The sequence below is a fragment of the Streptomyces sp. R-74717 genome (assembly GCF_047305335.1).
Taxonomy (GTDB): Bacteria; Actinomycetota; Actinomycetes; order Streptomycetales; family Streptomycetaceae; genus Streptomyces; species Streptomyces atratus.
On record NZ_CP102361.1, the window covers coordinates 5,055,130 to 5,075,487 of the forward strand.

Genomic DNA, 20,358 nt, shown 5'->3' on the forward strand with positions numbered 1-20,358 from the left:
GCTATCCCCCGGAACACAGCCCGCCCCCAGTCCATCGGGCAGAGGTCAGCTCCCGTCGCCCTCGGCAGGATCCTCAGAGGAGGACCGATCCAGCACACGCCCCTCACCCGGTGCCAGGCTGCCGAGAATGCGGTCCAGATCCTCCATCGATGCGAATTCGACGACGATCTTTCCCTTCTTCTGGCCGAGGTCGACCTTCACCCTGGTCTCGAAGCGGTCCGAGAGCCGGGAAGCAAGATCGGACAGCGCAGGCGACACCCGGCCACCGGCCCGCGGCCCCTTGGCCTTGGCGGTGCTCGTGGGGCTGGAGCCCATGAGGGTCACAATCTCTTCGACCGCACGCACCGACAGCCCCTCGGCCACAATGCGATGTGCCAGCCTGTCCTGCTCCTCCGAGTCGTCCACGGACAGCAGTGCCCGTGCATGACCGGCCGACAGCACCCCGGCCGCGACCCTCCGTTGGACCGGAGGCGATAGCCTCAGCAGTCGCAGCGTGTTGGACACCTGCGGGCGGGAACGCCCGATCCGGTCGGCCAGCTGGTCATGCGTGCACTTGAAGTCCTTGAGCAGCTGGTCGTACGCGGCTGCCTCCTCCAACGGGTTCAGCTGGGCCCGGTGCAGGTTCTCCAGGAGCGCGTCCAGGAGAAGCTTTTCGTCGTCCGTGGCCCGGACAATGGCGGGGATCCGCTCCAGACCGGCCTCACGGCAGGCCCTCCAGCGCCGCTCGCCCATGATGAGCTCGTAGCGCTCCGGCCCCATCTTCCGCACCACAACGGGTTGGAGAAGGCCCACCTCCTTGATGGAGGTCACCAACTCGGCAAGCGCGTCCTCGTCGAATACCTCACGGGGCTGACGAGGATTCGGGGTGATGGAGCCGAGAAGAACCTCGGCAAAGTACGCTCCTGCGGCTCCCGCAGATTCTGCGGCTGCCTCGGGCTCCGAAACCGGCGCACTCGGCTCCGGCACAACCGGGGCGGGTGCAAGCGTGGCCACCTTCGCAGCGGCCACTCCCCGCTCTGCCCTCATGACAGGACCCGCCCCAGGAGAGGCCGAGCCCGCCCCCGTGGACGGCATCTGCTTCTCCTGCGGAGCGGCGGGGATCAAGGCACCTAGCCCACGCCCCAACCCTCTTCGACGCTCGCTCACTGGATCCCCTCCGAAATGTTCTGCTGACTGTTCCCACTGCCCGTGCGGGCATGCTGGGCCTCGTACTGCACCCCGACACCCCGCAGGGCGATCTCACGTGCCGCTTCGAGGTACGACAGCGACCCACTCGAACCCGGGTCGTAGGTCAGTACGGTCTGCCCATAGCTCGGTGCCTCCGAAATCCGCACCGACCGCGGAATGCTCGTCCGCAGCACCTCCTTGCCGAAGTGGCTGCGCACCTCCTCCGCGACCTGCGAAGCGAGCCTGGTCCTGCCGTCGTACATGGTGAGCAGAATCGTCGACACATGAAGATCGGGGTTGAGATGCCCCCGCACCAGATCCACATTGCGCAGCAGCTGCCCCAGCCCTTCCAGTGCGTAGTACTCACACTGGATAGGAATCAGCACCTCGGCACCGGCGACCAGGGCATTGACCGTCAGCAGACCGAGCGAAGGCGGGCAGTCGATGAGGATGTAGTCCAACGGCTGCTCATATGCCTGGATCGCCCGCTGTAGTCGACTCTCCCGCGCCACCAGCGACACCAACTCAATCTCCGCACCGGCGAGATCGATAGTGGCGGGGGCGCAGAAGAGGCCTTCGACGTCCGGAACAGGCTGAACCACCTCGGAGAGCGGCCTGCTCTCCACCAGGACGTCATAGATGGAGGGGACTTCGGCATGGTGATCGATACCCAGAGCCGTAGAGGCGTTCCCCTGCGGGTCAAGGTCGACCACCAGAACACGTGCGCCGTGAAGCGCGAGCGAGGCGGCAAGATTGACCGTCGTGGTCGTCTTGCCCACCCCACCCTTCTGGTTGGCCACCACCATGACGCGCGTCCGGTCAGGACGGGGCAGGCCCTCGCCGGCGCGGCCAAGGGCCTCGACCGCCAGCTGGGCCGCGCGACCGATGGGTGTGTCATCCATCGGCGGCGGTGTTTCACGTGAAACACCCTCCCCCGCCGATTCGGTTCGGGGACCGGGGACCGGATCGGTCATCGGTCCCGCGATGTTGGCGTCGGACCGCAAGGATTCACTCTCCTCGACTTCAGGCTCGCAATGAACAGAGCCTGCCATGCTTTCGGCGTCGTGAACCAGCGAGGCCCGCTCTTCTGTGGATGAATCCACTTCTGTGGACAACTCCGTAGCCCTAACGGGCCTGCGGTGCCGCGGCGCGGCAGCCGCACGGCCGCGGCTAATGATCCCATGCAGCAGAGAGCGACGTTTCACGTGAAACACGATGCCCCCGCAGCCTAGCTACAGGGGCACGACACTCCGCGTGGGGTATGCATGGCCGCTTGTCGGGAGCATCACTGACAGGCAACACAAACTGTACGTAACGGACAATTCCGCAGCGTGACCAGGCGCGTCAGCGACGACGCCTCGTACGGCTCGTCCTCGCAGCCTTGGCCCTCTTTGCGGCGAACCTCACACCGCCCGGACTCTCCCCGACCACCACACGCACCACCGTGGTCATCGGATCGACAACGCCCTCTCCGACGTGCAAAACCTCGGTCTCCACCACACCGAGCTTGCTCAAGGCCGCACGGGCGCCGACGATCTCCTCCTCGGCCGTATCCCCCTTGAGCGCCAGCATCTCTCCGTACGGACGCAGCAGCGGAACTCCCCAGCCGGCCAGCCGATCGAGCGGAGCCACAGCCCGAGCCGTCACAACGTGAACCGGCTGAAGCGTCCCAAGAACCTCCTCCGCCCGACCACGCACAACCGTCACATGGTCCAGGCCCAGCAACTCGACGACTTCCTGGAGGAAATTCGTCCGCCGGAGCAAGGGCTCCAGCAAGGTGATCTTGAGATCCGGACGCACCAGCGCCAGCGGGATACCCGGAAGCCCGGCACCGGAGCCCACATCGCAGACCGTGACGCCCTCAGGCACGACCTCGGAGAGCACCGCACAGTTCAGCAGATGCCGCTCCCACAGCCGCGGTACCTCACGCGGACCGATCAGCCCCCGCTTCACCCCGGCATCCGCCAGCAGTTCCGCGTACCGGACAGCCTCCGGAAAGAACTCACCGAAAACCGCCCGCGCCCCTTCGGGCGCCTGGGGAAGCTCTACTTCCGCCGTCACGGGAACCGTCCTTCCATACCGCACTGTGGGTGGCTGACTATCAGGCTGACAAAGATCGGCCCCGCCTGCGAACAGACGGGGCCGACAGAACAGGGGTCCGGTCAGGCCGGGAGAACGACGACGAAGCGCTGCGGCTCCTCGCCCTCGGACTCGCTACGCAGACCAGCGGCCGCGACCGCATCGTGCACAACCTTGCGCTCGAACGGCGTCATCGGGTCCAGCTTCACCGGCTCACCGGTGCTCTTGACCTCGTCCGCGGCCTTGGCACCCAGCTCGGCGAGCTCAGCCCGCTTCTTGGCCCGGAAGCCCGCGATGTCCAGCATCAGCCGACTCCGGTCACCGGTCTCCCGGTGCACAGCAAGCCGCGTCAGCTCCTGGAGCGCCTCCAGCACCTCACCGTCGCGGCCCACGAGCTTCTGCAGATCACGTGCCGAGTCGCTGATGATCGAGACCGCGGCCCGGTCCGCCTCGACGTCCATGTCGATGTCGCCGTCGAGATCGGCGATGTCGAGCAGGCCCTCGAGGTAGTCCGCTGCGATCTCGCCCTCCTGCTCAAGGCGGGTCAAGGTGTCGCTGCCCTCAGCGGCCGTGGAGGTGGTGCCTTCCGTCACGGATGGACTCCTTCTTACTTCTTGGACGGGTGCTTGGGCCGCTGCGGGCCCTTGCGCTGTCCGGACTTGGCTTGGCGTGAGGAGCCGGACGCGGGCTTGCCCGCCGGCTTGGGCTTGTCGTCCTGCGATGCGTCCGGCTTCTGCAGAGAGGTCTTGGATCCCGACTCGGTGGAGTCGGTGTCCTTGGCCCCCGCCTGCTGGGCAGCACCGGTCTGACGCTGGGCCTTGGTCTGGCGCTTGGGCTGCTGGCGCCGCTGCGCGGCTCCACTCTCGGACTCGGCAAGAGCCGTATCGCTCTTGATCACCGTGCCGTCCTCCTGGGCGGCGAAGCCCAGCTTCGCCAGTCCAGTGATGAACTTCCGCTCGATGTCATTGCGATCCGAGCCCTTGGACACGATCCGCTTGACCGTATTGCGCTTGGTCCTGCCGCGAACCTCACCGTGAGCGGTAACGCTCTTCAACAGACGTCCCAGGTACTGGTCCTGCGCCTTGCTTCCCGGGGTCGGATTCTGGTTGATCACGTACATCTGCTGACCCATGGTCCAGACGTTGGTGGTCAGCCAGTAGACGAGGACGCCGACGGGGAAGTTGATGCCCATGACGGCGAAGATCAGCGGGAAGATGTACATGAGCATCTTCTGCTGCTGCATGTACGGCGTCTTGACCGTCAGGTCGACGTTCTTCGTCATCAGCTGGCGCTGGGTGAAGAACTGCGACGCCGACATCATCACGATCATGACCGCGGTGACGACACGGACGTCCAGCAGAGAGGCGCCGAGCGCCTGGACCTTCGCTTCGCTGTCCATGAACTTGGCAGCGAGCGGAGCACCGAAGATGTGTGCCTGACGGGCGCTGTCGAGCAGCGGCTGGTCGATGACACCGATCGTCTTGCCCGAGGCGATGGCCGAGAGCACGTGATACAGGGCGAAGAAGAACGGCGACTGCGCCAGGATGGGAAGGCACGAGGAGAGCGGGTTGGTACCCGTCTCCTTGTACAGCTTCATCATCTCTTCGGACTGACGCTGCTTGTCGCTCTTGTAGCGCTCCTGGATCGCCTTCATCTTCGGCTGGAGCACCTGCATGTTCCGGGTCGACTTGATCTGCTTCACGAAAAGCGGGATCAGGCAGATCCGGATCAGCACCACCAGGGACACGATGGACAGGCCCCAGGCCCAGCCCGTGTCATCGCCGAAGATCGCTCCGTACAACGTGTGGAACTGGACGATGACCCATGAAACAGGCCAGGTGATAAAGCTGAACAGACTGGCAATCGTGTCCACTAATCAGGCTCCTTGAGCTTTGGGCGAGGTCTCTGAGGCCGGGCTAGGGGGTTCGGAGACCGTCCCCCCAGGAGGCACATCAGCGGCGGAGTCCCCGCCCTTGCTGCCACGTATTGCATTACGCACCAGTTCGTGCCAACGCGGGCGTTTGCGTGGCGGGACGTGATCCACGCCGCCGGGTGACCACGGATTGCATCGCAGGATGCGCCAGGCCGTCAGCGCAGTTCCCTTGATCGCTCCGTGCCGGTCGATCGCCGTATATCCATAGTGGGAACACGACGGGTAGTAACGGCAGACAGGCCCGAGAAGTGGGCTGATCGTCCACTGATACAGCTTGATAAGAGCCAGCAGCGGGTACTTCATCGCGCGCCCCCTCCCAGCAGCCGCTGCAGAGCGGCGTCCAGGTCTCGGGCCAGCTGTTCATGGTCGGCGTTGCCCGCTCCGGGCAACGCTCGTACGACAACCAGGCTACCGGGGGGCAGCAGGGCCAGTCGCTCGCGGACCAGATGGCGAAGCCTGCGCTTCACCGCTGTGCGCACAACCGCTCCACCCACAGCTTTGCTGACAACGAAACCCGCACGCGGCGGGGGAGCGTTCTCCCCAGTCACGTGCGGGTCCGTTGCACCGCTGCGTAGATGAACGACGAGAAGCGGGCGGCCGGCCCGGCGTCCTCGACGTACTGCGGTCGCGAAGTCCTCGCGCCGCCTCAGCCGATTCTCGGTAGGCAGCACGTCATGACCTGTAAGCGATCAGGCGGACAGGTTGGCGCGACCCTTGCCACGGCGGGACGCGAGGATCGCGCGGCCGGCACGGGTGCGCATACGCAGCCGGAAGCCGTGGGTCTTCGCGCGACGACGGTTGTTCGGCTGGAAGGTGCGCTTGCTCACTCGGGGGCTCCAGAAATGACTCGTGTGTTGGCGGGACATCGCCTGGCTGTCACCGTGCGCCCACGAGAGACTCGCGTAAACGCCATAGTGCACCGCTTCACAATCACAGATCGTGATCTTTGCCCATCGGAGGCAGGCGGCAGCAGCCATCGACAACTCGACCTGGTCACGGTACGCGCGGCTACGCCATCCGGTCAAACCGGCTCCACAGCACCCCCCACTGTGCACAGCCTGTGGACAACAACTTGAACCACGCGGGTCGGCCTGACTACCGTGGCTGAACTCCGGTTCTTTTTCTTCCTGCCTGCCGGTCCTCACCCATCCCGACCCATCCCGTCCCGAGAACCACACATTCGTGGGACCAGCGAGAGAGCGTGCCTTGTGGCTGATGTACCTGCCGATCTTGCCGCAGTGTGGCCACGAGTGCTGGAGCAACTCCTCGGGGAGGGCCAGCAGGGCATCGAGCCGAAGGACAAGCAGTGGATCGAGCGCTGCCAGCCGCTCGCACTGGTCGCCGACACGGCGCTGCTCGCCGTCCCCAATGAATGGGGCAAGCGAGTTCTGGAAGGCCGGCTCGCGCCGCTCATCAGCGAGACGCTGAGCCGCGAGTGCGGCCGCCCGATCCGCATCGCGATCACTGTCGACGACTCCGCGGGCGAACCTCCGAGCCCGCCCGCGCCTCCAATGCACCAGTCCCAGCAGCCTCAGCAGCACCGCTACCAGGGACCGCAGCACGATGAGCGTCAGCACAACGACGCATACGACGGATACGGACACCGGCCCTCCGACGACGGCATGCCGACAGCCCGGCCCGCCTACCCCGACTACCAGCAGCAGCGGCCCGACCCCGGCGCGTGGCCGCGCACCCAGGAGGACCTCTCCTGGCAGCAGCCCCGGCTCGGCGGATTCCAGGACCGCGACACCTCGGCGGAACAGTGGCGCGAGCCGTACGGCGGCGGCCGCCCCCAGCAGCCGCAGCACGACTACCGGTCGCAGCCGCCCGAGCGTCAGAGTTACGAGCAACAGCGCTCCGAGCGCCACGACATGCAGGACCCCCAGCACCGCCAGGGCGGCGCCGGCACCGGACGGCCCGGCGGCGCCACCGGGCCGATGGGCGCACAGCCCGCTCCCACGCCCGGCCCCGGCGAGCCGGCGGCCCGGCTGAATCCGAAATACCTCTTCGACACCTTCGTCATCGGTGCGTCCAACCGATTCGCGCACGCCGCAGCGGTCGCTGTCGCCGAAGCACCTGCCAAGGCGTACAACCCGCTCTTCATCTATGGGGAGTCCGGACTCGGCAAGACCCACCTGCTGCACGCCATCGGGCACTACGCCCGCAGTCTCTACCCGGGCACCAGGGTGCGGTACGTGAGCTCCGAGGAGTTCACCAACGAGTTCATCAACTCGATCCGCGACGGCAAGGGCGACACCTTCCGCAAGCGCTACCGCGATGTGGACATCCTGCTGGTCGACGACATCCAGTTCCTGGCGAGCAAGGAGTCGACGCAGGAGGAGTTCTTCCACACCTTCAATACGCTCCACAACGCCAACAAGCAGATCGTGCTTTCCTCGGACCGGCCGCCCAAACAGCTGGTGACCCTGGAAGACCGGTTGCGGAACCGTTTCGAGTGGGGTCTGACCACCGATGTGCAGCCGCCGGAGCTGGAGACGCGGATCGCGATCCTCCGCAAGAAGGCGGTGCAGGAGCAGCTCAACGCCCCGCCGGAGGTTCTGGAGTTCATCGCCTCCCGCATCTCCCGGAACATCAGGGAGCTGGAGGGGGCGCTGATCCGGGTCACGGCCTTCGCCAGTCTCAACCGCCAGCCGGTGGACCTCGGGCTGACCGAGCATGTGCTGAAGGATCTGATCCCGGGTGGCGAGGACTCGGCTCCGGAGATCACGGCGACGGCCATCATGGCGGCGACCGCGGACTACTTCGGTCTGACGGTCGACGATCTCTGCGGAACCTCGCGCAGTCGCGTGCTGGTGACGGCCCGCCAGATCGCCATGTACCTCTGCCGGGAGCTGACCGATCTCTCGCTGCCCAAGATCGGTGCGCAGTTCGGCGGCCGCGACCATACGACGGTGATGCACGCGGACCGGAAGATCCGTGCGCTGATGGCGGAGCGACGCTCCATCTACAACCAGGTCACCGAGCTCACCAACCGCATCAAGAACGGCTGACGGACCACCGGCACTCGCTCTCCGTACGCGCTGAAAGGGCGCCTGGGGAACCCTCACAGGGTTCCCCAGGCGCCCTTCTCCGTTGCCCAAGGCGTGCCCGAAGCCCTTCCAGAGGGCGTCCCGGCGGGCTTCCAGGTGCCGCTCGAAGTCCTTTTGAAGCCGTCCCGCCCCCTCCTGAAGGCTTCCCTGAGCCCCTCACCGAGTCCTTCCGGAGCCCCGGAGGGCCCTTCCGCCCCCGGCCTCTGGGGCTCCGATGCAGTCGCGGTGTTCGAATACCCGGCGCCGACCGGCCGTTCTCCACAGATCCGGGGCGATTTTTCCCTCCACAGCCTGGGGATCAGGAAGTTGTCCATATTGCTTCCACAGGGGCGACTGTCGATACTCCATCAGGCCAGGTCAAGGGCCTGGGGATTTGTGGTCAACAGTGATCCACAGCCTGTGGACAAAATATTCGTCCACAGAGAGCCGATGATGTTGTCCACCGGCGGCCCACAGTCCGGGCCACGTTGTCCCCAGCTTCCTTGAGCTTCTCCACACCCCTGTCCACTGTTCGGCAACGCAACACCGCCTTTCACTGCGCCGAGTGAAAGGCGTCACACCAAGAGGGCAGGTTGGGCTGTGGGGAACGTGGGTAAAGCTGGGGACAGCCCTGGGGAGAACCCCCCCTGTCCTGTGCATCGGGTGTGCAGAACTTTCGCGTGTCCACAGAAGCGCCGGGTTGTCCACTGGTGCCACCCACAGGGTCGGTGGACAAAAAGCTGGGCCTGACCTGCGAAAACGACGTTATCCACGGTTTCCACAGGCCCTACTACTACTGCCACCTAGAGTTAGCCCGGAATCCGCTTCGAAGTGGGGCCTGTGCACAACTCGGCGCCGGACCTCTCCGGACCTCTTGTCGCGACTTGACCCCGAGCAGCACCGAGTGTCGGTGCCGTACGTCAGACTGGTCCCCGGCGTCCTCCCGCTGTCATCGGCGGGAGACCCGATCAGACGACGAAGGCCAGCAGGGCGAGCGAGCAACAGCAGGAGGCGGTTCCGGTGAAGATCCGGGTGGAGCGCGATGTACTCGCGGAGGCTGTGGCCTGGGTGGCCCGTAGCCTCCCGGCCCGTCCGCCGGCGCCCGTTCTTGCGGGCCTTCTGCTGAAGGCTGAGGACGGCGTCCTCAGCTTCTCCAGCTTCGACTACGAGGTCTCGGCCCGGGTCTCGGTGGATGCCGAGGTCGAGGAGGACGGCACGGTGCTGGTCTCCGGCCGGCTGCTCGCCGACATCTGCCGCGCCCTCCCCAACCGCCCGGTGGAGATTTCCACAGACGGTGTACGGGCCACCGTGGTCTGCGGCTCCTCGCGATTCACACTCCACACCCTTCCTGTGGAGGAGTACCCGGCGCTGCCTGAGATGCCGACCGCGACCGGCACGGTCCCGGGTGAGGTCTTCGCCTCGGCCGCCGCTCAGGTCGCCATCGCCGCGGGTCGTGACGACACGCTGCCGGTCCTGACCGGTGTGCGGATCGAGATCGAGGGCGAGACCGTCACCCTGGCCTCCACCGACCGTTACCGCTTCGCGGTCCGCGAGTTCCTCTGGAAGCCGGAGAACCCGGATGCCTCGGCTGTCGCCCTGGTGCCCGCCAAGACGCTGCTGGACACCGCCAAGGCACTGACCAGCGGCGACACGGTGACTCTGGCGCTGTCCGGCTCGGGTGCCGGTGAGGGCCTGATCGGTTTCGAGGGCGCGGGCCGGCGTACGACCACGCGACTGCTCGAAGGCGATCTGCCGAAGTACCGGACGCTGTTCCCCACCGAGTTCAACTCGGTCGCGGTCATCGAGACCGCTCCGTTCGTCGAGGCCGTCAAGCGTGTGGCTCTCGTCGCCGAGCGGAACACTCCGGTGCGGCTCAGCTTCGAGCAGGGTGTGCTGATCCTGGAGGCGGGTTCCAGTGATGATGCACAGGCTGTGGAGCGGGTCGACGCGGTGCTGGAGGGTGACGACATCTCGATCGCCTTCAACCCGACCTTCCTGCTGGACGGGCTGAGCGCCATCGACTCGCCGGTCGCCCAGCTCTCGTTCACGACGTCCACCAAGCCTGCGCTGCTCAGCGGCCGTCCGGCCGTGGATGCCGAGGCGGATGACGCGTACAAGTACCTGATCATGCCGGTCCGCCTTTCCGGCTGATCCGGCCATCGGTCCTGTAACGGCAGCTCCCGACGGGCACGCTCAGTGCCGAGCATGCCCGTCGGTCTGTCCCAGGCCGGGCGTAGGCTCGGCCTTGGGTACGAATCGGCACAACGCTTAAGGAATCTCTGATGGAGCTCGGTCTCGTCGGCCTCGGCAAGATGGGCGGCAACATGCGCGAGCGCATCCGCCGCGCAGGCCACACCGTCATCGGTTACGACCGCAACCCGGACGTCTCCGATGTCCACAGCCTCGAAGAGCTTGTGGGCAAGCTGAAGGGCCCCCGGGTCGTCTGGGTGATGGTGCCGGCCGGTGCGCCGACCCAGGCCACCATCGACGAGCTGGCCGGGCTCCTCTCGCCCGGTGACATCGTCGTGGACGGCGGGAACTCCCGCTGGACGGACGATGAGAAGCACGCGGTCGAGCTGGGCATCAAGGGCATCGGCTTCGTGGACTGCGGCGTCTCCGGCGGCGTCTGGGGCCTGGAGAACGGCTACGCGCTGATGTACGGCGGCGATGCCGAGAACGTGGCGAAGGTCCAGCCGGTCTTCGACGCGCTGAAGCCCGAGGGCGACTTCGGCTCCGTCCACGCGGGCAAGGTCGGCGCCGGCCACTTCGCGAAGATGGTCCACAACGGCATCGAGTACGCCATGATGCAGGCCTACGCCGAGGGCTGGGAGCTGCTGGAGAAGGTCGATTCCGTCACCGATGTGCGCGAGGTCTTCCGCTCCTGGCAGGAGGGCACGGTCATCCGTTCCTGGCTGCTCGACCTGGCGGTCAACGCGCTGGACGACGACGAGCACCTCGACAAGCTCCGTGGCTTCGCCGCCGACTCCGGCGAGGGCCGCTGGACGGTGGAGGCCGCGATCGACAACGCGGTGCCACTGCCCGCGATCACCGCGTCGCTCTTCGCACGTTTCGCCTCGCGGCAGGACGACTCCCCGCAGATGAAGATGATCGCCGCGCTGCGCAACCAGTTCGGCGGCCACGCGGTCGAGAACAAGAAGTAACCGCAACGAGGAGCGGGCCGGGCCGAGGTGTCCGACCCGTGACTACGGAGCACGGAGCAGGAAGCCGGGAAGGTCGGCGTACACCCATGCATGTCACGCATCTCTCGCTGGCCGACTTCCGCTCGTACGCCCGGGTCGAGGTACCTCTCGATCCGGGCGTCACCGTTTTCGTGGGAGCCAACGGCCAGGGCAAGACGAATCTGGTGGAGGCTGTCGGCTACCTTGCGACGCTCGGCAGCCATCGGGTCTCCTCCGATGCGCCGCTGGTGCGGATGGGCGCGGACCGGGCTGTCATCCGGGCTGCCGTGACGCAGGGCGAGCGCTCGCAGCTGGTCGAGCTGGAGCTCAATCCGGGCAAGGCCAATCGGGCCCGGATCAATAGATCGTCGCAGGTCAGGCCGCGTGATGTGCTGGGGATCGTACGTACGGTGCTGTTCGCGCCGGAAGATCTGGCGCTGGTCAAGGGGGACCCAGGGGAGCGTCGGCGCTTTCTCGACGAGCTGATCACGGCGCGTTCGCCGCGGATGGCGGGGGTGCGTTCGGACTACGAGCGGGTGCTGAAGCAGCGCAACACCTTGCTGAAGTCGGCGGCGATGGCGCGCAGGCACGGTGGCCGGTCGATGGATCTGTCCACGCTCGATGTGTGGGACCAGCATCTGGGCCGGGTGGGTGCGGAGCTGCTGGCGCAGCGGCTGGATCTGATCGCTGCGTTGCAGCCGCTGGCTGACAAGGCGTATGGGGATGTGGCGCCGGGTGGTGGTCCGGTGGCGCTGGAGTACCGCAGTTCGGTCGGTGCGGGTGTGGATTCGGTGCGTACGCGTGAGGAGCTGTACGAGCTGCTGATCGCGGCCCTGGTGGATGTGCGTAAGCAGGAGATCGAGCGGGGTGTGACGTTGGTCGGTCCGCACCGTGATGATCTGTTGCTGGGTCTGCGGGGGATGCCGGCCAAGGGGTACGCCAGCCACGGTGAGTCCTGGTCGTATGCGTTGGCGCTGCGGCTGGCTTCGTACGATCTGCTGCGCGGCGAGGGCAACGAGCCGGTGCTGGTGCTGGACGATGTCTTTGCCGAGCTGGATGCGCGTCGTCGTGAGCGGTTGGCGGAGCTGGTGGCTCCGGGCGAGCAGGTGCTGGTGACGGCTGCGGTGGACGATGACGTTCCGGGTGTGCTGGCGGGGGCGCGGTATGCGGTGTCCGCGGGTGGGGTGGAGCGCCTGTGAGCGGCCGGGGTGAGGTGTCCGGGGCTTCCGGGGAGCAGTCGCAGGAGCGGCCGGTGGAAGGGAAGCAGCCGGAGCCGTCGGGTGTCGATCTGGCGCGGGTGGCGTTGCGTGCGGCGAAGGAGCAGGCGCGGGCGCGTGGTGCTGCGGCACAGCAGAAGAAGCAGGCCAGGCGGGGTGGTGGGCTGCGTTCGGGGGCGCGGGCGGATGGGCGTGACCCGTTGCCGTTGGGTGCTGCGATCAATCGTCTGATCACTGAGCGTGGCTGGGAGACGCCTGCGGCGGTGGGTGGGGTGATGGGGCGCTGGCCGCAGATCGTCGGTGAGGATCTGGCCAATCACTGTGTGCCGCTGCGGTACGACGAGGATCCGGACGAGCGGGTGCTGACGGTGCAGTGCGATTCGACGGCGTGGGCGACGCAGCTGCGGTTGCTGGCGCCTCAGCTGGTGGCCCGGCTGAATGCGGATCTGGGGCATGGCACGGTGAGGTTGATCAAGGTGTTGGGGCCGGGGGGTCCGCAGCGCAGGTTCGGTCCACTGCGGGCGCCGGGGAGCACCGGTCCTGGCGATACGTACGGATGAGGCCTCTGAACTGGGCTTTTCCTTGTTTCTGAGCTCTTTGGGGCTCTGTTCCGATTCGAGTCATGGCCTTGTGCTGTCTTCTCGGTGATGCTGTCCGTCGCGTCCGTGTTGTGCCGGTGTGCGGTGGTTGAAACCACACGGGGGGAGTGGGGCGTCCCTCACGGTAGTGAGAGGTTGACAGGCCGAAGCGCTCAATGCCCGCGTGAGCCTCTTGGGGGGCCGTCCTGAATATGGGGAGTCGTCAGGCGCTCATTCAGGGCGGCACATGCGTACTCAGGTACCGGCAAACCCCCATTCATGTCGGTGCTACCGGTAGACTGGTGGAGAATCCCGCATCTTCGCGGGAGTCGTCGATTACAAGCCGAACGACGCAGCCGCTCCCGAGTGTCCGGAGAACGGCCTGTGCTGTGCCAGAAAGGGCGCTTCGTGGCCGATTCCGGCAACCCCAACGAGAACATTCCGTCCACGCCCGGTGAGAGCGGCGGGGCAACTGCCCCGGGCGAGGTCGCATCCTTGTACGACGCGAGTGCGATCACCGTCCTCGAGGGCCTGGACGCGGTCCGCAAGCGACCTGGCATGTACATCGGCTCGACCGGTGAGCGTGGCCTGCACCACCTGGTGCAGGAAGTGGTCGACAACTCGGTCGACGAAGCTCTGGCCGGGCACGCGGACACGATCGACGTCACGATCCTCGCCGACGGCGGGGTCCGTGTGATCGACAACGGCCGTGGCATCCCGGTCGACATCGTGCCGTCGGAGAAGAAGCCGGCGGTCGAGGTCGTGCTGACCGTGCTGCACGCCGGCGGTAAGTTCGGTGGCGGCGGTTATGCCGTCTCCGGCGGTCTGCACGGTGTCGGTGTCTCCGTGGTGAACGCGCTGTCGTCGCGCGTCTCCGTCGAGGTCAAGCGGGACGGTTTCCGCTGGACCCAGGACTACAAGCTCGGCGTGCCCACCGCTCCGCTGGCCCGTAACGAGGCCACCGAGCAGTCGGGTACGTCGGTCACCTTCTGGGCCGACGGGGACATCTTCGAGACCACCGAGTACTCCTTCGAGACCCTGGCGCGCCGCTTCCAGGAGATGGCGTTCCTCAACAAGGGCCTGACGATCAAGCTCACCGACGAGCGTGAGTCGGCGAAGGCGACGGCCGGTGCGGATGTCGCCGAGGTGGCCGAGGTCGCCGAGGAGGAGCAGGCCCGTACGGTCACGTACCACTACGAGGGCGGCATCGTCGACTTCGTGAAGTACCTCAACTCCCGCAAGGGCGATGTCATCCACCAGTCGGTGATCGACATCGAGGCCGAGGACAAGGAGCGTCTCCTCTCGGCCGAGATCGCGATGCAGTGGAACACGCAGTACAGCGAGGGTGTGTACTCCTTCGCCAATACGATCCACACGCACGAGGGCGGTACGCACGAGGAGGGTTTCCGTGCGGCTCTGACCACGCTGGTCAACAAGTACGCGCGGGACAAGAAGCTGCTGCGCGAGAAGGACGACAACCTCACCGGTGACGACATCCGTGAGGGTCTGACGGCGATCATCTCGGTGAAGCTGGGTGAGCCGCAGTTCGAGGGTCAGACGAAGACCAAGCTGGGCAATACGGAGGCGAAGACCTTTGTCCAGAAGGTCGTCCACGAGCACCTCACGGACTGGTTCGACCGCAATCCGAACGAGGCGGCCGACATCATCCGCAAGGGCATCGCGGCGGCCACGGCTCGTGTCGCGGCCCGCAAGGCGCGTGATCTGACCCGTCGCAAGGGGCTTCTGGAGAGCGCCTCGCTGCCGGGCAAGCTGAGCGACTGCCAGTCCAACGACCCGACGAAGTGCGAGATCTTCATCGTCGAGGGTGACTCCGCCGGTGGTTCGGCGAAGTCCGGCCGTAACCCGATGTACCAGGCGATCCTGCCGATCCGCGGCAAGATCCTGAACGTCGAGAAGGCCCGGGTCGACAAGATCCTGCAGAACACCGAGGTGCAGGCGCTGATTTCGGCTTTCGGTACCGGGGTCCACGAGGACTTCGACATCGAGAAGCTCCGCTATCACAAGATCATCTTGATGGCGGACGCCGATGTCGACGGTCAGCACATCAATACCCTGCTGCTGACGTTCCTCTTCCGCTTCATGCGGCCGCTGGTCGAGGCCGGGCACGTGTACCTCTCCCGCCCGCCGCTCTACAAGATCAAGTGGGGCCGGGACGACTTCGAGTACGCGTACTCGGACCGGGAGCGCGACGCCCTGGTCGAGCTGGGCAAGCAGAACGGCAAGCGGATCAAGGAAGACTCGATCCAGCGCTTCAAGGGTCTCGGCGAGATGAACGCCGAGGAGCTGCGCGTCACCACGATGGACATCGACCACCGGGTCCTCGGCCAGGTCACGCTGGACGACGCGGCGCAGGCCGACGACCTCTTCTCGGTGCTGATGGGCGAGGACGTCGAGGCGCGGCGCTCGTTCATCCAGCGCAACGCCAAGGACGTCCGCTTCCTCGACATCTGAGTCGGCCGTACCAGCAAGCCGCCGCTCGAAAGGACTTTGACCAGCAATGGCCGACGAGAACACCCCTGTGACACCTGAAGAGGAGCCCGCCGCCGGTGTGGGCATGCGTGTCGAGCCCGTGGGGCTCGAGACGGAGATGCAGCGCTCCTACCTCGACTACGCGATGTCCGTGATCGTCTCGCGTGCGCTGCCCGACGTACGGGACGGTCTCAAGCCCGTCCACCGCCGGGTGCTGTACGCGATGTACGACGGCGGTTACCGGCCTGAGAAGGGCTTCTACAAGTGTGCCCGTGTCGTCGGTGACGTCATGGGTACGTACCACCCGCACGGTGACTCGTCGATCTATGACGCACTGGTGCGACTGGCGCAGCCGTGGTCGATGCGCATGCCGCTGGTGGACTCCAACGGCAACTTCGGTTCTCCGGGCAACGACCCGGCCGCCGCCATGCGGTACACCGAGTGCAAGATGATGCCGCTGTCCATGGAGATGGTCCGGGACATCGACGAGGAGACCGTCGACTTCCAGGACAACTACGACGGCCGCAACCAGGAGCCGACGGTTCTGCCGGCGCGCTTCCCGAATCTGCTGGTCAACGGTTCCGCGGGCATCGCGGTCGGTATGGCGACCAACATCCCGCCGCACAACCTGCGTGAGGTCGCGGAGGGTGCGCAGTGGTACCTGGAGCACCCGGAGGCCTCGCAGGAGGAGCTCCTGGACGCGCTGATCGAGCGGATCAAGGGCCCGGACTTCCCGACGGGTGCACTCGTCGTGGGCCGCAAGGGCATCGAGGAGGCGTACCGCACCGGCCGTGGTTCGATCACGATGCGTGCGGTCGTCGCGGTCGAGGAGATCCAGAACCGGCAGTGCCTGGTCGTCACGGAGCTTCCGTACCAGACCAACCCCGACAACCTGGCGCAGAAGATCGCCGACCTGGTGAAGGACGGCAGGGTCGGCGGGATCGCGGACGTCCGTGACGAGACCTCGTCGCGTACGGGTCAGCGTCTGGTCGTCGTGCTGAAGCGGGACGCGGTCGCCAAGGTTGTTCTGAACAACCTGTACAAGCACACCGATCTGCAGACCAATTTCGGCGCCAACATGCTGGCGCTGGTCGACGGTGTGCCGCGCACCCTGTCGATCGACGCGTTCATCCGCCACTGGGTGACGCACCAGATCGAGGTCATTGTCCGGCGTACGAAGTTCCGTCTGCGCAAGGCGGAGGAGCGGGCGCACATTCTGCGTGGTCTGCTCAAGGCGCTGGACGCGATCGACGAGGTCATCGCCCTCATCCGGCGCAGCCAGACGGTCGAGGTGGCGCGCGAGGGCCTGATGGGCCTGCTGGAGATCGACGAGATCCAGGCGAACGCGATCCTGGAGATGCAGCTGCGCCGGTTGGCCGCGCTGGAGCACCAGAAGATCACGGCCGAGCACGACGAGCTCCAGGCGAAGATCAACGAGTACAACGCGATCCTGGTGTCGACGGAGCGGCAGCGTCAGATCGTCAGCGAGGAGTTGGCGGCGATCGTCGAGAAGTTCGGCGACGACCGGCGTTCCAAGCTGGTGCCCTTCGACGGTGACATGTCCATCGAGGACCTGATCGCCGAGGAGGACATCGTCGTCACGATCTCGCGCGGCGGCTATGTGAAGCGTACGAAGACGGACGACTACCGCTCGCAGAAGCGCGGCGGCAAGGGCGTGCGCGGTACGAAGCTGAAGGAAGACGACATCGTCGACCACTTCTTCGTGTCGACGACGCACCACTGGCTGCTGTTCTTCACGAACAAGGGCCGGGTGTACCGGGCGAAGGCGTACGAGCTTCCGGACGCCGGCCGCGATGCCCGTGGTCAGCATGTCGCCAACCTGTTGGCTTTCCAGCCGGACGAGCAGATCGCCCAGATCCTGGCGATCCGTGACTACGAGGCCGCGCCCTATCTGATCCTGGCCACGAAGGGCGGTCTCGTGAAGAAGACCGCGCTGAAGGACTATGACTCGCCGCGTTCCGGTGGTGTCATCGCCATCAACCTCCGGGAGACGGCAGATGGCGCCGAAGGCACTGCCGACGAGCTGATCGGTGCGGAGCTGGTGTCGGCCGAGGACGATCTGCTGCTCATCAGCAAGAAGGCCCAGTCGATCAGGTTCACTGCGACGGACGATGCGCTGCGCCCGATGGGCCGTGCCACTTCGGGCGTCAAGGGCATGAGTTTCCGCGAAGGCGACGAACTGCTCTCGATGAATGTTGTCCGGCCGGGTACGTTCGTGTTCACTGCCACCGATGGTGGGTACGCGAAGCGGACTCCCGTCGACGAGTACCGCGTTCAGGGTCGTGGTGGCCTGGGCATCAAGGCTGCCAAGATCGTGGAGGACAGGGGCTCGCTGGTCGGTGCGCTGGTGGTCGAGGAGACGGATGAGATCCTCGCCATCACGCTCGGCGGCGGTGTGATTCGTACGCGAGTCAATGAAGTCAGGGAGACGGGCCGTGACACCATGGGCGTCCAACTGATCAATCTGGGCAAGCGCGATGCCGTCGTCGGTATCGCTCGTAACGCCGAAGCCGGCCGCGAGGCCGAAGAGGTCGAGGGGTCCGAGGACGCCGAGACCGCGACGGCAGAGGCTGCCGAGAGCACGGTCGAGGGCAATGTCGAAGGCGCGTCGCCTTCGGCCGGGGAGCACGAGGAGTAGAGCGTGAGTGGAGCCACGGGCGCCGGTTCGGCCGCTTCCGGAGCTGGAGCGAACGGTGCCCGTGGCCCTGCCACGGACTCCCAAGGGGGCACTGTGACGGATACTCGGGGGCCTCAGCCCCAGTACGAGGGTTACGCGACCGGGCCGTTGCCCGGTGAGCGGGAGCCCGCACCGGGGCAGGCGAGCGGGCCGTATCACCCGCCGCAGGCGTACCCCTCGCCCGCGGGCGGGACACAGGGCGGTGCGCAGGGCGCCGCCGCCGCGCAGGCGGCCCGGCGGCCGCGGACAGGGGCGCGGACCACTCCGCGTACCCGCAAGGCGCGCCTGCGGGTGGCCAAGGCCGACCCGTGGTCGGTGATGAAGGTCAGCTTCCTGCTCTCCATCGCGCTCGGTATCTGCACGGTGGTGGCGGCCGCGGTGCTGTGGATGGTCATGGACGCGATGGGCGTCTTCTCCACCGTGGGCGGCACGATCAGCGAGGCCACCGGCTCGAACGAGAACAACGGCTTCGATCTTCAGTCGTTCCTGTCGCTGCCGCGGGTCCTCATCTTCACCTCGGTCATCGCTGTGATCGATGTGGTTCTGGCGACCGCGCTGGCGACGCTGGGCTCCTTCATCTACAACTTGTCGGCGGGCTTCGTGGGCGGTATCGAGCTCACGCTGGCCGAGGACGAGTAGAGCGCCGGGTATCGATTTTGGGACTGGCCCCGACGTGCGCTAATCTTCAGAAGTCAGCGCACAGCGCGGCGGGGCTATAGCTCAGTTGGTTAGAGCGCATCCCTGATAAGGATGAGGCCACAGGTTCAAATCCTGTTAGCCCCACAGTGACAGTTGAAGGCCCGGTACCTCTTCGGAGATACCGGGCCTTCTGCGTGTGGTCGGTGGTGATGTGTCCCCGAGGGTGCGTGCATGCGCAGGGGTAGGGGTTACGGGGTTGGGGGACGCGGTCTCGGGGCGGTCTCGGTGCCTGTACGCGCCCAGGCCTCGGGCCTTGGCGCGTGCAGGGAAACCTTCCCGGCCGTGTTCCCGCGCCGACGGGGGCAGAGCGGGGCTTGAGCGCATGAAGAAGCCCCCGTCCGGTGTGAACCGGCCCAGGGGGCTCTGTGTGTCAGTTGCTCGGCTCTCACGGTGGGAGGAGGGATGCGTCCCCCGCCGGGGCTCCGTGGGCGGCGCGGGCGGTGTTCCTGGTCTCCATGGCGTCCGTCGTGTCTGCGGACAGATGCCGGGTGGCGGGTGAGGAGCCGTGTGCCTCGGCGCGGATGCGCTGCTTCATCGTGGGTGGCAGCGCCCTGTCACGCGGAAGGGTCCATCGCACCGACGGGGTGGTCGCGGTTGCCGCGGTCGCACCCGTGTGCTCCTGGTTCGTGGTGGTCGGCTCCGTGGTGCTCGACTCCGTGGCCGCCGCCGGGGTGCTCATGAGCCCCAGTGCGGCGAGGAGTGCGAAGAAGGCGGTGACGAAGGCGGTCCAGATGTTCTTGGCCTTGACGGTGCTCATGGCCCCTCGCTTTCGGGTGGTCCGGTTTGCTTACCTTTCCGATGATGTGGATGTGGCCCGCGATTTCGTGGACCGACGCAACCGATCCGCAGATCTTCAGATGAACACCACTCGTATGGTTCAACTGGCCTTGACCGCCTTGTGCGGGGTGATCGACGTGGCCGGGTCCTCCTGCCGGGACGAACCGCGGAGCGATCCTTGGATGATCGCTTTTCCCTGGACGCCAGTTGGGCCGCAGGCAGGTCACCGATCGATATCGGCCGGTGTGTATAGTCGGGCGGCAGAAGTCCCCTACGTCAAGGAAAGACGAGGTCGCGCGGTGAAGAAGCTTCTCCTGGTCGCACTGGCCGCCATCGGCGGGCTCCTCGTGTACCGCCAGATCCAGGCGGATCGCGCCGAGCAGGATCTGTGGACGGAGGCGACTGACTCCGTGCCCGCAGGTTCGGGTGTGTGAGACAGAACAGCCTGATTGCGGGCCCCGGTCGCTGAGCGGCCGGGGCTTCGTGCTGTTGCGGGACCGTGACACCTGCGC

At 66.3% G+C, this 20,358-nt stretch carries 18 protein-coding genes and 1 tRNA gene; 10 read left to right on the forward strand and 9 right to left on the reverse strand.

Annotated features, from left to right (window positions below; genetic code table 11):
- Nucleotides 1–45 precede the first annotated feature (45 nt).
- The 8 genes from NRF20_RS23055 to rpmH all read right to left on the reverse strand — a co-directional run bounded on the left by NRF20_RS23055 (nt 46) and on the right by rpmH (nt 6,006).
- Nucleotides 46–1,146 carry a ParB/RepB/Spo0J family partition protein gene (locus NRF20_RS23055; protein WP_413753204.1) on the reverse strand — a complete coding sequence of 367 codons (1,101 nt, stop codon included), beginning with the start codon at nt 1,144–1,146 and terminating at the stop codon, nt 46–48.
- A complete protein-coding gene (locus tag NRF20_RS23060) occupies nt 1,143–2,219 on the reverse strand; it encodes a ParA family protein (RefSeq protein WP_398628608.1) in 1,077 nt (358 codons plus the stop codon). The genes NRF20_RS23055 and NRF20_RS23060 overlap by 4 nt, the downstream gene beginning before the upstream one ends.
- Nucleotides 2,220–2,511: 292 nt before the next feature.
- Nucleotides 2,512–3,228 carry a 16S rRNA (guanine(527)-N(7))-methyltransferase RsmG gene (gene rsmG, locus NRF20_RS23065; RefSeq protein ID WP_398628388.1) on the reverse strand — a complete coding sequence of 239 codons (717 nt, stop codon included), beginning with the start codon at nt 3,226–3,228 and terminating at the stop codon, nt 2,512–2,514.
- Between the two features lie 101 nt (nt 3,229–3,329).
- Nucleotides 3,330–3,839, reverse strand: coding sequence for a protein jag (locus NRF20_RS23070; RefSeq protein WP_114245516.1), 510 nt, complete (start codon nt 3,837–3,839; stop codon nt 3,330–3,332).
- 14 nt (nt 3,840–3,853) lie between these two features.
- Nucleotides 3,854–5,119 carry a membrane protein insertase YidC gene (gene yidC / locus NRF20_RS23075; protein ID WP_398628387.1) on the reverse strand — a complete coding sequence of 422 codons (1,266 nt, stop codon included), beginning with the start codon at nt 5,117–5,119 and terminating at the stop codon, nt 3,854–3,856.
- A 3-nt stretch (nt 5,120–5,122) separates the two neighbouring features.
- Nucleotides 5,123–5,482 carry a membrane protein insertion efficiency factor YidD gene (gene yidD / locus NRF20_RS23080; protein WP_398628386.1) on the reverse strand — a complete coding sequence of 120 codons (360 nt, stop codon included), beginning with the start codon at nt 5,480–5,482 and terminating at the stop codon, nt 5,123–5,125.
- Complete coding sequence (gene rnpA, locus NRF20_RS23085; protein ID WP_114245514.1) at nt 5,479–5,850, reverse strand: ribonuclease P protein component; 372 nt, start codon at nt 5,848–5,850, stop codon at nt 5,479–5,481. The genes yidD and rnpA overlap by 4 nt, the downstream gene beginning before the upstream one ends.
- An 18-nt stretch (nt 5,851–5,868) precedes the next feature.
- Nucleotides 5,869–6,006: a 50S ribosomal protein L34 gene (gene rpmH / locus NRF20_RS23090; protein ID WP_030930485.1), complete on the reverse strand. Its 138-nt coding sequence runs from the start codon at nt 6,004–6,006 to the stop codon at nt 5,869–5,871.
- A gap of 381 nt (nt 6,007–6,387) precedes the next feature.
- On the opposite strand from rpmH, the gene dnaA reads away from it, so the two are divergent.
- The 9 genes from dnaA to NRF20_RS23135 all read left to right on the forward strand — a co-directional run bounded on the left by dnaA (nt 6,388) and on the right by NRF20_RS23135 (nt 19,153).
- The gene (gene dnaA, locus NRF20_RS23095) at nt 6,388–8,190 is read left to right on the forward strand and encodes a chromosomal replication initiator protein DnaA (protein ID WP_266359824.1); all 1,803 of its coding nucleotides are present in this window, start codon (nt 6,388–6,390) and stop codon (nt 8,188–8,190) included.
- Between the two features lie 1,038 nt (nt 8,191–9,228).
- Nucleotides 9,229–10,359 carry a DNA polymerase III subunit beta gene (gene dnaN / locus NRF20_RS23100; RefSeq protein ID WP_093895044.1) on the forward strand — a complete coding sequence of 377 codons (1,131 nt, stop codon included), beginning with the start codon at nt 9,229–9,231 and terminating at the stop codon, nt 10,357–10,359.
- Nucleotides 10,360–10,490: 131 nt separating this feature from the next.
- Complete coding sequence (gene gnd / locus NRF20_RS23105) at nt 10,491–11,369, forward strand: phosphogluconate dehydrogenase (NAD(+)-dependent, decarboxylating) (RefSeq protein WP_093895043.1); 879 nt, start codon at nt 10,491–10,493, stop codon at nt 11,367–11,369.
- An 86-nt stretch (nt 11,370–11,455) separates the two neighbouring features.
- Entirely contained in the window at nt 11,456–12,586 is a 1,131-nt protein-coding gene (recF, locus tag NRF20_RS23110; RefSeq protein WP_398628384.1) for a DNA replication/repair protein RecF, read from the forward strand.
- A 14-nt stretch (nt 12,587–12,600) separates the two neighbouring features.
- A complete protein-coding gene (locus NRF20_RS23115) occupies nt 12,601–13,164 on the forward strand; it encodes a DUF721 domain-containing protein (RefSeq protein WP_114249157.1) in 564 nt (187 codons plus the stop codon).
- A gap of 402 nt (nt 13,165–13,566) precedes the next feature.
- Nucleotides 13,567–15,654: a DNA topoisomerase (ATP-hydrolyzing) subunit B gene (gene gyrB, locus NRF20_RS23120; protein ID WP_323180702.1), complete on the forward strand. Its 2,088-nt coding sequence runs from the start codon at nt 13,567–13,569 to the stop codon at nt 15,652–15,654.
- A gap of 46 nt (nt 15,655–15,700) precedes the next feature.
- Complete coding sequence (gene gyrA, locus NRF20_RS23125; RefSeq protein ID WP_398628383.1) at nt 15,701–18,331, forward strand: DNA gyrase subunit A; 2,631 nt, start codon at nt 15,701–15,703, stop codon at nt 18,329–18,331.
- A gap of 93 nt (nt 18,332–18,424) precedes the next feature.
- The gene (locus NRF20_RS23130; RefSeq protein ID WP_114245508.1) at nt 18,425–19,009 is read left to right on the forward strand and encodes a DUF3566 domain-containing protein; all 585 of its coding nucleotides are present in this window, start codon (nt 18,425–18,427) and stop codon (nt 19,007–19,009) included.
- Between the two features lie 70 nt (nt 19,010–19,079).
- Nucleotides 19,080–19,153: transfer RNA gene (locus NRF20_RS23135), tRNA-Ile, on the forward strand.
- Nucleotides 19,154–19,454: 301 nt separating this feature from the next.
- On the opposite strand, the gene NRF20_RS23140 is transcribed toward NRF20_RS23135, so the two are convergent.
- Nucleotides 19,455–19,826 carry a DUF6344 domain-containing protein gene (locus NRF20_RS23140; protein WP_398628382.1) on the reverse strand — a complete coding sequence of 124 codons (372 nt, stop codon included), beginning with the start codon at nt 19,824–19,826 and terminating at the stop codon, nt 19,455–19,457.
- A gap of 319 nt (nt 19,827–20,145) precedes the next feature.
- Here NRF20_RS23140 and NRF20_RS23145 point away from each other — a divergent pair, with 319 nt between their 5' ends.
- Nucleotides 20,146–20,280, forward strand: coding sequence for a DLW-39 family protein (locus NRF20_RS23145; protein WP_003958712.1), 135 nt, complete (start codon nt 20,146–20,148; stop codon nt 20,278–20,280).
- Nucleotides 20,281–20,358 lie beyond the last annotated feature (78 nt).